15 protein-coding genes and 2 tRNA genes are annotated in these 14,010 nt (G+C 35.1%); 4 read left to right on the plus strand and 13 right to left on the minus strand.

All coding sequences use genetic code 11. The annotated features are described in order from the left end of the window. Window positions 1-89: 89 nt before the first annotated feature. The 8 genes from ACIGAM_RS11065 to ACIGAM_RS11100 all read right to left on the minus strand — a co-directional run bounded on the left by ACIGAM_RS11065 (window position 90) and on the right by ACIGAM_RS11100 (window position 7,813). Window positions 90-1,007, minus strand: a complete 918-nt coding sequence (locus ACIGAM_RS11065) for a glutaminase (protein WP_396511496.1) — start codon at window positions 1,005-1,007, stop codon at window positions 90-92. Beyond that, window positions 1,008-1,493, minus strand: a complete 486-nt coding sequence (locus tag ACIGAM_RS11070) for a DUF192 domain-containing protein (protein ID WP_396511497.1) — start codon at window positions 1,491-1,493, stop codon at window positions 1,008-1,010. Between the two features lie 5 nt (window positions 1,494-1,498). Further along, window positions 1,499-2,434, minus strand: coding sequence for a prolipoprotein diacylglyceryl transferase (gene lgt, locus ACIGAM_RS11075; RefSeq protein ID WP_396511498.1), 936 nt, complete (start codon window positions 2,432-2,434; stop codon window positions 1,499-1,501). Window positions 2,435-2,508: 74 nt separating this feature from the next. Further along, window positions 2,509-2,745 (minus strand): membrane protein insertion efficiency factor YidD, encoded by a 237-nt coding sequence (gene yidD, locus ACIGAM_RS11080; RefSeq protein WP_396511499.1) that lies wholly within the window; start codon window positions 2,743-2,745, stop codon window positions 2,509-2,511. 12 nt (window positions 2,746-2,757) lie between these two features. Then, window positions 2,758-4,245, minus strand: a complete 1,488-nt coding sequence (cysS, locus tag ACIGAM_RS11085; RefSeq protein WP_396511500.1) for a cysteine--tRNA ligase — start codon at window positions 4,243-4,245, stop codon at window positions 2,758-2,760. 45 nt (window positions 4,246-4,290) lie between these two features. Next, a complete protein-coding gene (gene folE / locus ACIGAM_RS11090) occupies window positions 4,291-4,971 on the minus strand; it encodes a GTP cyclohydrolase I FolE (protein WP_396511501.1) in 681 nt (226 codons plus the stop codon). A 168-nt stretch (window positions 4,972-5,139) separates the two neighbouring features. Further along, window positions 5,140-6,636, minus strand: a complete 1,497-nt coding sequence (locus ACIGAM_RS11095) for an OmpP1/FadL family transporter (protein WP_396511502.1) — start codon at window positions 6,634-6,636, stop codon at window positions 5,140-5,142. Between the two features lie 22 nt (window positions 6,637-6,658). Continuing rightward, complete coding sequence (locus ACIGAM_RS11100) at window positions 6,659-7,813, minus strand: hypothetical protein (protein ID WP_396511503.1); 1,155 nt, start codon at window positions 7,811-7,813, stop codon at window positions 6,659-6,661. A 130-nt stretch (window positions 7,814-7,943) separates the two neighbouring features. Between ACIGAM_RS11100 and proS the strand changes: the two genes are divergently transcribed. From proS to rpsT, 4 genes are all read left to right on the plus strand, one after another. After that, window positions 7,944-9,416, plus strand: a complete 1,473-nt coding sequence (gene proS / locus ACIGAM_RS11105; RefSeq protein WP_396511504.1) for a proline--tRNA ligase — start codon at window positions 7,944-7,946, stop codon at window positions 9,414-9,416. Window positions 9,417-9,502: 86 nt separating this feature from the next. Next, window positions 9,503-9,574: transfer RNA gene (locus ACIGAM_RS11110), tRNA-Glu, on the plus strand. Between the two features lie 47 nt (window positions 9,575-9,621). Further along, a tRNA-Glu gene (locus ACIGAM_RS11115) sits at window positions 9,622-9,693 on the plus strand. Between the two features lie 23 nt (window positions 9,694-9,716). Next, complete coding sequence (gene rpsT / locus ACIGAM_RS11120) at window positions 9,717-9,965, plus strand: 30S ribosomal protein S20 (protein WP_028376284.1); 249 nt, start codon at window positions 9,717-9,719, stop codon at window positions 9,963-9,965. Between the two features lie 170 nt (window positions 9,966-10,135). Here rpsT and ACIGAM_RS11125 read toward each other — a convergent pair whose 3' ends face one another. From ACIGAM_RS11125 to ACIGAM_RS11145, 5 genes are all read right to left on the minus strand, one after another. Next, window positions 10,136-10,891 (minus strand): YoaK family protein, encoded by a 756-nt coding sequence (locus tag ACIGAM_RS11125; protein ID WP_396511505.1) that lies wholly within the window; start codon window positions 10,889-10,891, stop codon window positions 10,136-10,138. Between the two features lie 2 nt (window positions 10,892-10,893). Then, window positions 10,894-11,343: a lipocalin family protein gene (locus ACIGAM_RS11130; protein ID WP_396511506.1), complete on the minus strand. Its 450-nt coding sequence runs from the start codon at window positions 11,341-11,343 to the stop codon at window positions 10,894-10,896. A 2-nt stretch (window positions 11,344-11,345) separates the two neighbouring features. After that, window positions 11,346-11,828: a hypothetical protein gene (locus ACIGAM_RS11135; RefSeq protein WP_396511507.1), complete on the minus strand. Its 483-nt coding sequence runs from the start codon at window positions 11,826-11,828 to the stop codon at window positions 11,346-11,348. A gap of 77 nt (window positions 11,829-11,905) precedes the next feature. Continuing rightward, a complete protein-coding gene (locus tag ACIGAM_RS11140) occupies window positions 11,906-13,270 on the minus strand; it encodes an ATP-binding protein (RefSeq protein WP_396511508.1) in 1,365 nt (454 codons plus the stop codon). Beyond that, window positions 13,254-13,967 carry a response regulator transcription factor gene (locus ACIGAM_RS11145; RefSeq protein ID WP_396511509.1) on the minus strand — a complete coding sequence of 238 codons (714 nt, stop codon included), beginning with the start codon at window positions 13,965-13,967 and terminating at the stop codon, window positions 13,254-13,256. Before ACIGAM_RS11145 ends, ACIGAM_RS11140 begins: the two co-directional genes overlap by 17 nt. Window positions 13,968-14,010: the final 43 nt, after the last annotated feature.

A 14,010-nucleotide genomic window follows, 5' to 3' on the forward strand; every position in this document is an offset into this window, starting at 1 on the left:
AATATACTGCATAAAAAGAGAGCCGATAGTTTTAAAACTATCGGCTCTCTTTTTTTATGCCTAATACTTAAAAGTATTCTTGGGTTTATTTAGAATACAGATTGCTCTGTTTTTGTTGTAAGAAGCTCCAATGCCTTTAGTCCTAATTCAGAATTACCTTTAGAATTCAAAGGCGGACTCCAAACTGCGATGCAGTAGTATTTAGGATGCAAGGCTACAATGCCTCCGCCCACACCACTTTTACCTGGGAGACCTACGCTAAACGCAAACTCACCAGACTCATCATAAAACCCACAGGTAAGCATTAATGCATTAATACGTTTTGCTAATGTAGAATCTAGTACAGCGGCTTCTGAACTCAAATCATATTTTCCGTAGTTAAGAAAAATTGTAAAGGCTTGTGCCAGCTGTTTACAATTCATCGCTATAGCACACTGATGAAAATAAAAATCCAAAACCTCATTAACATCATTTTTGATATTACCAAAGTCCTTCATAAGATGTGTTAGTGCGGCATTACGATATTTGTGCTCCATTTCTGAAGCAGCAACTTTATGATTGTATTCTATAGTTTGATCTTCGGCGAGATCTCTTACGTATTGAAGTAGTTCTTCTTTAGGATTATCAAGTTCAGACATCAAAATATCTGCAACTACAAGGGCTCCAGCATTAATAAATGGATTGCGTGGAATACCTTTCTCATATTCTAATTGAACAAGTGAATTAAAAGGGTCTCCAGAGGGTTCTACGCCTATACGCGTCCAGATATGATTGCCAACTAATTTAAGAGCAAGTGACAGGCTTAAAACCTTTGATATACTTTGTATTGAAAAGCGTTCTAAAGCATCGCCGGTAGCATATCCTTTTCCGTCTGTGCACTGAAGATAAATACCAAACTTATTAGGATCTACGTTGCCTAGCTCAGGTATGTAGGTTGCTACTTTGCCTGCTGCATTAAACAGAGAGATTTCTGCAACTATCTCATCAAGAACTTTTTGATAATCCATTTAATTACGTGTCCAGATTACAGAGTCTCCTTCTTTAATATTCCATTCTTTTGCAAAACCTGCATTAGTTTCAAGAACATAGGTAACCGGTACTTGTGAAGGTAAGTTAGATTCATCAAGTGGCATTGCATTCTCTATGATAGTAGCAATTTTTTTATCCTTAGTAATAAAAAACAGATCTAACGGTATGTAAGTATTTTTCATATAGAAATTGTGAGGTCGCTCATCTTGAAAGATAAAAAGCATACCTTGATTTCCTTGCATAGATTCTCTGTACATCAATCCTGTAGAGGTCTCATAATCTGTTTCTGCAAATTCTATATCTAAGGATTTAGTACTGCTGTCTGCTTTTATTATGTTAAGTTCTCCTTCTTTAGTGAATGTGATAGGAGCTTGATCTAGTGCGTTCTCTTCAGAAGTATTCTCATCTTTACAAGAAGTGAGTACGAGAGCAGTTATAAATAATAAAAGAAATTGACGGTACATAGTATTTAGTATTGAGGGTTTTTCTTTTGATTGAAACCGCGTATAATTAAAAATATTCCAATAAGTATAAAAGGAACACTCAGTATTTGACCGGTATTCAACCCAAAGATCCAATTTTCACGGCCTTCTACCTGTGCTCTTTTAAAATATTCTACAATAAATCGAACCGTCCATAAAAGCACGAGAAATAAACCGAAAATTAGCCCTTCTTTTTTGCGTAGTTCAGTTTTCCAATACACAAACATCAAAATAAGAAAGACAAAAACATAACCCGTAGCTTCCATCAGCTGACCCGGAAAACGATACGGTATATCTGCAATATAATTTGCAAATTGAGGATCGTCTGTGAGTGCTCTAAATGCTTTATGCTCGTTGGGAATACCGGTAAGGCGTTGAACTTCGTATTTATTATATTGATCCTGAACAAATTTAATTCCGAAATTAGAATCGGTTATTTTACCTACCATTTCAGAATTGAAGAAGTTACCTATACGCACAAAAATAGCTCCTAGAGAAACAGGAAGTATTACCCGGTCTAACAACCATAAGACACTTTTTTTTAATATTTTTTTATTGTACAGGTACATTGCGAAAATCATACCTATAGCAGCACCGTGACTTGCTAATCCTTGAAAGCCAGTATATTCTATCTCGGGTACAAATCTAAATGGAAGCAAAACAGATAGTGGGTCCTCCCAAAGTAATTCGGTTTGATAAAAGAATACATGTCCTAATCGTGCACCTAGTAAAATTGCTAAAACGGAATAGATAAATAAAGGATCTAGCTTTTCTTCCTCAACGCCCTCATATTTATATACTCTTTTCATTAAATACCAGCCTAAAGAAAAAGCCAGAACAAACATAAGACTGTAATAATGTATGGTTAAAAATCCCAGATCTAAACCTGTAGAAGGATTCCAAGTCATTTTTAAAGGAAGCATAAGCATTAAAAGTTTTAATCGTAAATATATAAAAGCCTGTAGGCTTCTAGCTTATTTTTATATTAATAATGTGATTAGTGATTTTTACGACTAGGCACAGGGTCATAACCAGAACCGCCCCAGGGATTGCAACTTGCTATACGTTTTATGGCTAGCCAAATCCCTTTGAAAACACCGTGCGTTTGTATGGCTTCTACACTGTAGTGAGAACACGTAGGTGTATATCTGCAGGCAGGAGGTAAAATGGGAGAAACAAATCTTTGATACAGACGAATGGGAAAAATAAGTATATTCTTAGCTAAATTTTTCACCTTTAATATTTTTTAGGAGTATGTGTACGTTGTTCCTTCACGACCATCTTTAAGTTGAATACCTAAGTCAAGAAGCTGATCTCTTATTTGATCACTAGTAGCAAAATCCTTATTGGCGCGGGCGTCTTTACGAAGTTGAATTAATAACTCAATCGCTCCGTTAAGCTTATCTGAATTAGACTCAGCTGTAGCATTTAAATCTTCAAGGCCTAAAATATCAAAAACAAACGAATGAATGACTTTTTGAAACGCTTCAAGGTCTGTCTCAGTTATTGTAGCTTTGCCGTCTTTAATCTGATGAATAAACTTAGCTGCTTCAAAAAGTTGTGCTATTAAAATAGGTGAATTAAAGTCATCATTCATCGCATCATAACACGATTGAGACCAGGATGCTACATCTATTGAACTTTTTGCAGAAGTAGGTAATGATTTAAGTAAATTGATTGCTTCCATAAGGCGGTTGAACCCTTTTTCACTGGCAAGTAACGCATCATTACTAAAATCAAGAACACTGCGATAATGTGCTTGCATAATAAAAAAACGAGCAACACTAGGGGAGTAGCCTTTAGTTAAAAAGGGGCTGTCTCCACTAAAGATTTCAGCCGGAAAAATATTGTTGCCAGTGCTTTTAGACATTTTTTTACCATTAAGCGTAAGCATATTAGCATGCAACCAGTAATTAACCGGGTCTTTACCATTTGATGCTTCAGACTGCGCAATCTCACACTCGTGATGCGGAAATTTCAAATCCATACCACCACCATGAATATCAAATTTTTCGCCAAGATATTTTGTACTCATAGCAGTACACTCTAAGTGCCAACCCGGGAAACCGTCACCCCAGGGTGAGGGCCAGCGCATAATGTGCTGGGGTTCTGCTTTTTTCCAAAGTGCAAAATCCTGAGCGTTTTTCTTTTCGCTTTGTGCAGTAAGTTCTCGAGTATTAGTAATCATATCCTCAAGTAATCTGCCACTTAGCTTACCGTAATTATGAGTTTCATTAAACTTTAAAACGTCAAAATAAACAGATCCATTTTTAGAATAGGCATAACCATTTTCTAAAATTTCTTTAATAATTTCAATCTGTTCAATTATATGACCAGTTGCAGTAGGTTCTATGCTGGGAGGCAGGCAATTAAATTTTTGAAGTATAGTATGAAAGTCTATAGTGTACTGTTGTACAACTTCCATAGGTTCTAGCTGCTCCAGGCGTGCTTTTTTAGATATTTTATCCTCACCCTCATCTGCATCATCTGTTAAATGACCTGCATCTGTAATGTTTCTAACATAACGTACTTTATAGCCTAAATGCTTAAGATATCTAAAAATCATATCAAAAGACATAAAAGTACGTACGTTGCCTAAATGCACATTACTGTAGACTGTAGGTCCGCACACATACATCCCCACGTTTCCTTCTAAAATAGGTTTAAAGAGTTCCTTTTCGCCAGATAGAGAATTATAAAGAGTAACGGCTTGATTAGAATACAATGACGTCATAAAAATGGTGTGTATGTGCTTAGGTTTAAATGAGAAGTACGATGCTTAAAAAGCAGTATCTAATTTAATGTAATCTAGAAATTCACGACGTACAGATTCTTCTTTAAATCTTCCGCCAAATTCACTGGTTACCGTGCTGCTTTCAATATCGCGAATACCGCGACTGTTTACACAAAGGTGCTTTGCATCAATAACACAAGCGACATCTTGTGTCCCTAACGCTTTTTGTAATTCTTGAACTACTTGCATCGTAAGACGTTCCTGAACTTGTGGTCGCTTTGCATAATAATCAACAATTCGATTCATTTTAGAAAGTCCTACAACGCTACCATTAGAAATATAAGCTACGTGCGCTCTACCTACGATAGGTAATAAATGATGCTCGCAAGTTGAATAAACTGTGATGTTTTTTTCTACAAGCATTTCACCATACTTATAATTATTTTCAAAGGTAGAAGCCTTGGGCTTTCGCTGCGGATTAAGTCCTCCAAAAATTTCATTTACAAACATTTTAGCAACTCGGTTCGGAGTTCCTTTTAAGCTATCGTCTGTAAGATCTAAGCCTAAAGTTTGCATAATATGGGTTACATCCTCATTAATTAGAGCGATTTTTTCTGCATCACTCATTTCAAAAGCGTCATCTCTTAGGGGAGTTTCGGCTGAAGCGCTGTGGTGATCATCACCTGCTTCATCGATCGCTTTTAGTTCTTCGTTTTCAAAATTCATATTCATAAAGCTATTAGTCGCTGCTTAGGCTAAAGGCTTGCAAAGATAGTTAATTTAACAATTTAAAAACGTCTTGGTTGTATCAGTTTTGAATCTATCAGTGGGTTATAGGTAAAAAAAAATCCTTCAAAAATGCTTTGAAGGATTTGTAATGTTCTTGTGCTATTTTTAAAGCTGAAAAGAAAGCGATGCGACTATATTAGTATTTATCGTATCTGTAAATGCAGTGTTAGAAAATGCCCCATCATATAAAGCTGTATTGCTTTGTTGTTTTGCCCAGTCATACGCTAAATCAATTCGTGCATTGCCTATCGCATAACCAAGACCTACCGAGTAACCGCTACGATCACCTAAGATTGAATCATTTTTATAAGGGCTTTCTTTAAATTTGTAACCTCCTCTAAAACTCCAGTTACCAGAAAGAAACTCACCACCTACTTTATATGTAGAAGCTCCTGTCAATTGATTTTCGATATCTGTATTCACTTGCTGAAAAAATACATCATTATCTGGTCTGTATTTCATAGATGTATAATCTTCATAAGAATAATCAAAGCTTAGAAACCCGTTAGACCCAAAAATATACGCTATACTACCTGTTGCTTTTCCTGGCGTTTGAAGATCATAATCTTCATATATATTGGTGACATTAGGTGATAGAACTACGTTTCCATTGATGCCGTTTGTAGATAGATACTGTTCAGTCTCTTCAGAAATTGTAAAATATGTAGGGGTATCATAAGTTGCCCCTAGTCTTAAATTCGGAGAAATATGGTAAATACCACCTAATTGTAATGAAGCACCAGTACCATAACTTCTTAGCTCATTATCAAATCGTGTGCTAGACACTGCATTTGCAGCGCTATTTGCGTCCTCAAAAAAGATAGTTTCTCTTCTGAAATTAAATGTATGCGCATTTAAATTTATTCCTAAGTAAAGATTTTCAGAAACCTGAGCTGCTGCATTAAATGTAAATTTACTATTGTTACCATAGCTCAAGTACTGGTATTCTTGATCAAAAGTATTGCCGTTTTGAGCACTGGTGTAGCTTGTGTTGTTGATATCATCAGAATCAGGATTAATTAAATAACCTTGATATCCTAAAAAAGCTTGCTGCGCACCATAACTTTCATTTTCACCTAAAAACTGATACAAACTCGATGTAGTCTCATCATCTCGCAATTCTAGAAGATCTAGTGGAACTCCCTGAGCGTACCCTGAAAAATAATCTGCAATAGAATTTGTACTAGTTCCTGCAGCGACATAACCATTGTCAAAATCGTTTGAGCGATCATAATTAAAGCTAAATGCAAACTTTTTAAGGTTACCATTACCTTGAGAAACAAAAACACCACCAAACTGATTTAAGTCAATATCAGACTTATCTGAAACAGTAATACCATCATTGTAGTAGGTTTGATTATCATAATTACCTGATGATAAAGAGAGTGATACAAAACTCCTGTTGAAAACTGCAGAACCTGCCGGATTGTTCATAATAGCAGAGACATCACCGCCTAAAGCGCCAAATGCACCACTAACTCCACGATACCGTGCTGTCCCTGTTATGTCCTGAGAACTATATCGTACCGCGTCAGCTATTGTTTGAGCGTAAAAAGTCTGCATACTTAGACCTATAAATAGGAGTATGAATATTTTTTTCATTGTAAATAATTTTGAAATTTAATTAACGACCACCACGTCTACTGCTACCCGAGCTACTACTTCTACTTGTGCCTGAACCAGAGCTGCTAGATCTTGATGGAGCAGACGTTCTTGCTGGAGCTGAGCTTCTGGAAGGAGCAGAGGTTCTAGTTGGAACTGAACTTCTAACAGGTGTACTATTTGAATTGCTTCTTGAGTACGTGCTTGTTCTTGAAGGAGTTGACGTAGATCTATTTATTGTAGTATTAGAATTTGCTGAGCTTCTTGTTGCAGTATTACTTCTACGCGCTGTGCTGTTATAGATAGAGTTTGATCTTGATGTATTTGCAGATGTTCTTGATGCACTACTTCGTGAAGTAGGGTTTACACCTACATTATTACGGCTATACGTTCTGCTAGTACGCGCATAATTAACTGATGAGTTTCTTGATCTCGAGGTGGCTGTAGCCTGTGAGTTTGCAGTTCTGCTTGTGCTGTATGAATTATTTGAGCGTCTGTTATTTGCGTATGCAAATCTCCCATTATTGTAACCCGAGTAATATCTGTTAGCATAAAACGGATAATTTCTATACCCATAGCCAAAGTAAGGATTATACCCATAATAAAATGGTGATCTCCACCCTAAACCGTAACCAAAAGCCGGATATCCTCCCCAGGCATAGCCTGAGAAAAACGGGTCAAATCCAAAGCCACCGTAACCAAAGCCACCATAACCGTATCCAAAACCACCGTAACCAAAATTATTACCCCAAAAAGGTCTGGCAAAGCCGAATCCCATTTGATTATAGAATGATGGTTGTATGTTAACTATAACTTCATCATAAGTATCACCCCAACCGGCATTTGCATTGTAAGCAAGGTTCCCTTGTAGCATTGCATCTTCATCATTGTATTGAGAATTTGAGCTGTAAGATTCTACATCTGTAAAAATAGAGCCGTCTTCTTGAGCATTCTGCAGATCAGTTGCACCTTGATTAAAATAATTAGCATAGACATCAGAATTAGTGCTTACCGTTTCTTGATTATAGTCAGTGTCAGATACGCGGGTGCTTCTGCTATATATTCCATCATTCATAGAATATTGAGATGGCCCACAGGAAATAAATCCTACTAAAGTGAAAACAGCAGCAACAGCTGATTTTATAAAAGTTCCTAGAGTTAAGTTCACGCCTCGCATATCATCCGTATTTTATTGTTGTACATTGTAAATTTAGTTAGTTTTGCGCTCAATTTTGTGCATTTAACAAACATGTTGCAAAACTTTCAATTACAGATAAAGACACAATATTTGTGCCAAATAAACATATATGGGAAAGAATTTAACTACAAGAGCAGAGGATTATTCAAAATGGTACAACGAGCTGGTTGTAAAGGCAGATCTAGCTGAGAATTCGGGTGTTAGGGGTTGTATGGTGATTAAACCATATGGTTATGCAATCTGGGAAAAGATGCAAGCAGAATTAGATCGAATGTTTAAAGATACAGGTCATGAGAATGCCTATTTTCCTTTATTTATCCCTAAATCTTATTTCAGTAAAGAAGCTAGTCATGTAGATGGCTTTGCAAAAGAATGTGCGGTTGTGACACATTATCGTTTAAAAAATGACGAAGATGGAAGTATTATTGTAGACCCTGATGCTAAGTTAGAAGAAGAGCTAATTGTTCGCCCAACTTCTGAAACGATTATATGGGATACCTATAGAAAATGGATTCAGTCTTATCGAGATCTTCCTATAAAAATTAATCAATGGGCAAATGTGGTGCGTTGGGAAATGCGTACGCGATTATTTTTAAGAACTTCAGAATTTTTATGGCAAGAAGGTCATACTGCTCATGCTACTCAGCAGGAGGCGATAGAAGAAGCGCAGCAAATGATGCGTATCTATGCTGATTTTGCTGAGAACTTTATGGCAATGCCAGTAATAAAAGGTACTAAGACAGAAAGTGAGCGTTTTGCAGGAGCTTTAGATACGTATTGTATTGAGGCTTTGATGCAGGATGGTAAAGCATTACAGGCGGGTACCAGTCACTTCTTAGGTCAAAACTTTGCCAAAGCATTTGACGTTAAGTTTGCAACTAAAGAAGGTAGTCAGGAACACGTTTGGGCAACTTCTTGGGGTGTTTCGACACGTTTGATGGGTGCATTAGTGATGACACACAGTGATGATAATGGTCTCGTATTGCCTCCTAACCTTGCTCCAATTCAAGTTGTGATAGTTCCTATTTATAGAGGAGAAGACCAGTTAGATTCAATCTCACAAGTAGCGAGAGAGCTCCAGCGTGAACTTAAATTATTAGGTGTCTCTGTAAAATATGATGATAGAGATACACACAAGCCAGGTTGGAAATTTAATGAGTACGAACTTAAAGGTGTGCCATTGCGTATAGCAATAGGTCCAAGAGACCTTGAGAAGCGTACCGTTGAGTTAGCTCGTAGAGATACGCTTACTAAAGAGACTGTTTCTAAAGATGCAATAGTAGATCGCGTACAGGAACTTCTTGCAGAAATGCAAAAAGCACTTTTTAATAAGGCAAAGAATTTTAGAGATAGTCATATCACTGAAGTAGAAACTTATGATGAATTCAAAGATATTTTAGAAAATAAAACGGGATTTGTTAGTGCGTTCTGGGATGGTACAAAAGAAAGCGAAGAGCGTATAAAATCAGAAACTAAAGCTACGATAAGATGTATACCTTTGAATGTCAATGAGGAAGAAGGTGTTTGTGTTTATAGTGGTAATCCTTCAAAAATGCGCGTTCTATTTGCTAAAGCATATTAATTGAAATTTTTTTAAAAAAAGTTCGATTAGCTATTGCACGATCTAAAAATATGTGTATTTTTGCATCCGCAATTAAGCGAAAGACCGGTCCGTTCGTCTAGGGGTTAGGACGCCAGGTTTTCATCCTGGTAACAGGGGTTCGAGTCCCCTACGGACTACAGTAAAGGTTGGTCGTGCGCCTGAAAGCATGAATATTTGACATAATGGCCCGTTCGTCTATCGGTTAGGACGCCAGGTTTTCATCCTGGTAAGAGGGGTTCGATTCCCCTACGGGCTACAATTTAAAAACAAAACAAGATAATGGCAAATCACAAGTCATCTCTAAAGAGAATTAGAAACAGCGAAGTAAAGCGTTTAAGAAATCGTTACCAGAGCAGAACTACTCGTAATGCAATGAAGAGATTGCGTGAGGCTGATAAAGCTGAAGCAACTACTTTGTTTCCATCTGTGGTTTCTATGATTGATAAGTTAGCTAAGAATAATATCATTCATGATAACAAAGCTTCTAACTTGAAATCTCAACTTGCTAAGCACGTGAACGCGTTATAGTAACTTGTTTTAAAACTTAAAAACGCCTACAAGCAATTGTAGGCGTTTTTTTTGTTTGTAGGTATTTACAAAATATTAATCGTTCGATTAGTTTGACTCGCAAGAACTAGGTATTTAGCTATAGTAAATAACTAAATACCTAATTATAATTTATCTTAGAGTAAATTATTTCATTCTGAAAATAGGGGAGGATTTAGCTTATTGCGTTTACCTCTCAAAGCTTTTGTAACTTTCAATTTATAATGTTCATATACTATTATGAACATTATAACTAGGCATACTGCATAGAAGACCAGAAAACCAATTTTAAGATACACTACACCTGCAACAATCCCACCAGATAAATATGCACTTACTATACTAAGTAAGATTTGTTTTTTTGCTATAAGAGCTTTGTTTTTACGGTATTTTTCTTTGGTAAACATCGCGGCTAAAATTCCTAAATCTGTAGTTAGCCCTGTGAGATGAGTAGTTTTTACAGAAAAGTTAGAAATGCTAGCGGTGAGGCCATTTTGTATTCCCATTGCAAATAGCATTACTCCTATCATAATTTCAGTTTCTTGCAAAGTTTCTTGATAATGAAAGAAGCCATAAGTGCCAACGGCAAACAAGCAAATAATTTCGATAATTAAAGGAGCAGAATGAGCGGCATAAGGATTTGTCTTATTGTAATTAATTATTATAAGATTTGATGTGAAGTTGCCTATAAAGAACATAAATATCCAAGTAAAGACAATAAGTGATTCATACCAGTTACCCTTAGCGATTTCTTCGGCAAGTATTGCATAGTGCCCCGTTACATTAGAAGTAAAAGCAAAGAATATAATTACGGAAGTAACATTTACCATCCCGGCAGAAAAAGCTGTCAAAGCACCTAACTGAATATTGTCTTTTACAGTTCTACTATTATTAAATTTTCTCAGCATAGCTAAATCTTTTTCAAGAAAGTCATTTTAACGATGCCTTTAGCTTGTAATTCAGTATGAAAATGGACTACTAATTTATCTTCACTTACATGATACAATTGATAATACTCACTTGAATTTTTATGGTTTAGTTTTAAAATATGACCTCTTCCTTTTAAGGTCCAGGTTAATTTTTCAGCTGTATCTTTATTATAAAGAATAGCATTACCATTTGGCTTGAATTCCCAAATTTCAGCTTCATGAATAATTAAATTCTTCGTAATCTCTATAAGTTGATCATTACTTATTTCTTTGCCTGTGCGTTGCGGAGCTTTCTCATAACGCCAGGATACTTCTTCCCATTTACCAAGTAATTCCTCATTGGGGCTAGAGTTTTTATTGAGTACTACGGTGGCAATGATTATTAGCGTAAGTATGGAAAGAAAGTAAATTAAAGGGATCCTGTTTTCCATTTCTAAGAAGTTAAAAGTTTTGATAATACCCCGTGCTTCACCTTTAAATGCGATGTTTTATAATCTAATTCTAAAACCTCGATTTCTGATTTTTTAAAATATTTATATAAGCAGAATCCAGTTTTTTTATTTATTTGTAAGTCGTGGTAATCATTTGTAGCATAGATCTGAGAAATATTTAAACCTTCAGCAAAACTCTTAAATGCACTTTGAGTAGTGCCTATAAAAAGCTCTATAGAAAGTGAATTTATTTGATCTTTATATCTATTAGTAAGGATCGCTTTACCTTCATTGAACTCTTTATTTGTAAGTTTTTGAATGTGGTTCTTTTTTGAATAAAATAGGAGATCACAAATAGCAGAATCTAGATGTGCTCCATAAGCTAGGACAACATCTAATTTTTGCCCTTTACAAGTACTAAGGGCGTTTTTTAAAAGTACTAAGGAGTCAACAGTGAAATCTGTTGGAATAAGAATCTTTTTCATAGCAATGTTATTTTTAAACAAAGCTATATTCAACGTTTTAGAGAGGTCTTAAAAGGAGATTAGAATGAGATGAGAATTTAAAATTTTCGTGTAGGTAATTTTATCTCTACAGTGGTCCCTATATTTTCTTCAGAATTTATCTCGAGAAACCCATTGTGTTGATATACTACATTACGTGCAAGGGGTAGCCCTATACCATAACCTTCGTATTCTCGTGTATTAGATGCTCTAAAAAACGGATCGTATATATAGGGTATTTCAGATTCTGGAATGCCAATACCTTGATCTTTTACAGATATAATGACATTGTTATTAGATACAGCTAATGCTATGGTTACATCATTTCTTAGATTGTATTTACAGGCGTTTAAAAGAATATTTGAAATTGCTAGATGCAGTAATTGATCATTACCCGTAATTTTAAGTTTTTCAGAATTCTCTGGAAGTAGTGAAAAATCGATTTTGATTTTTACATTTGGGTATATTTTTCCGACAGTATCTTTTACTTCTAATATCAGTTCATCTATTCGAAGTGTTTTAAATTTTTGAGTTTTTCCGTCATAACCGCTTTGTGCTAAAAACAATAAAGCCTTTGTTTTTTTATCTAGCTTTTCTGCTTCACATAATATAGTATTTAGAGTTTTAATATATTCTTCTGGGCTGCGGGTTTTAGATAGACTTACATCTGCTTCCCCTATGATAGAGGTAAGGGGTGTATTTAATTCGTGTGATGCATTGCTTACAAAGTTCTTCTGTGACTCAAAAGATGTTTCAAGTCTGTTGAGCATTGTGTTAAAGGTACTTGTAAGACTAGCTAATTCATTATTATCTGTAGGTACATATAATCTGTAATTCAAATTTTCTGTACTTATTTTTTTCATCTCTTTAATTATACGTCGAACAGGAAGCATTACTTTTCTCGAGAATAAATAAGATATAATACCTATTAATAGTATAGAAAATACTAAAGCGAGAATTAAAAGATTGCGTAAGTAAACTATATGATGCGTACTATAGTAGTTTTGAGCAGAGGCAATTACCATATAATCTTTACCTATGGTTTTATATCGAATTCCAGAATAATACGTTTCATTTTTCTTGTAAAATGCGCGCTCATTATTCAATATATCATTGATAAATGATCTTGGAATATTAAGTTTTTTACTTTCGTTATTTAAATCTGTATTTGATAGATCTATAAATTCTATTTTTTCATCTGGGAGTTTTTCTAAATACTCTAAGCGAATCTCTTTAACAGCATTTATATCCTGAACATTTTCTAACTCAATTTTAGCAGTAGTTATTGCCCTAATTTCAAGTCGTTTGTAAAAGTCATTATACGCATAATTAGAGATTGAGTAGTAAATAAATATGCTAAAAATAGCAGTATGAGTTAGAAATATACTGCTTAATAATAGTACTATTTTAGCTTGAGTAGTCATTTTCTTTCAGTACATAACCCATACCTATTACTGTCTGGATGAGTCGATTATTATTTTTCTTTTCCGTTTTCTTTCTCAAATAGTTTACATAAACATCAACGACGTTAGTGCCTATCTCGTAGTTTACGCCCCATACTTTTTCTAAAAGTTCTTCTCTAGAGAATACTTTCTGAGGAGATTTGATAAAAGTGAGTAGTAATCTATATTCTGTAGATGTTAAGCCTAAATCGAGGCTATTTCGCTGTGCAGTTTTCTGCCTATTATTAACTATTATATCTTGAAATGTATAAACCTCATCTGTTACTTCGAGTTGATGACTTATAGATGATCTGCGCAATAGACTATTAATACGAGCAGTTAGTTCAATAAATTTAAAGGGTTTTGCTAGATAATCATCGCCGCCACTGTTTAGGCCTAGACTTATATTTTCTGAGCTGCCAAGTGCGGTAAGAAATAGAATAGGAGTGTGTTTATCTTTTTCTCTAATTTTTAAACATATTTCGATACCATTCATTTCTGGTAACATAATGTCCAGAATAATTAAATCATAGCTCGTTTTAAGAGAAAGCTCGTAGCCAAGTTTACCATTTAATGCAACTGTAACTTCAAAATTATTTTCTGATAAGCCCTTGTTGATAAAAGCACATACACTTGCATCATCTTCAATTACAAGTATTTTTTTGTTCAAATTTTCCATAGCATAAGACTAAAATACAGACAAAAATTTAAAAAGCCGATAT

The organism is Leeuwenhoekiella sp. NPDC079379, assembly GCF_044542075.1.
GTDB lineage: Bacteria > Bacteroidota > Bacteroidia > Flavobacteriales > Flavobacteriaceae > Leeuwenhoekiella.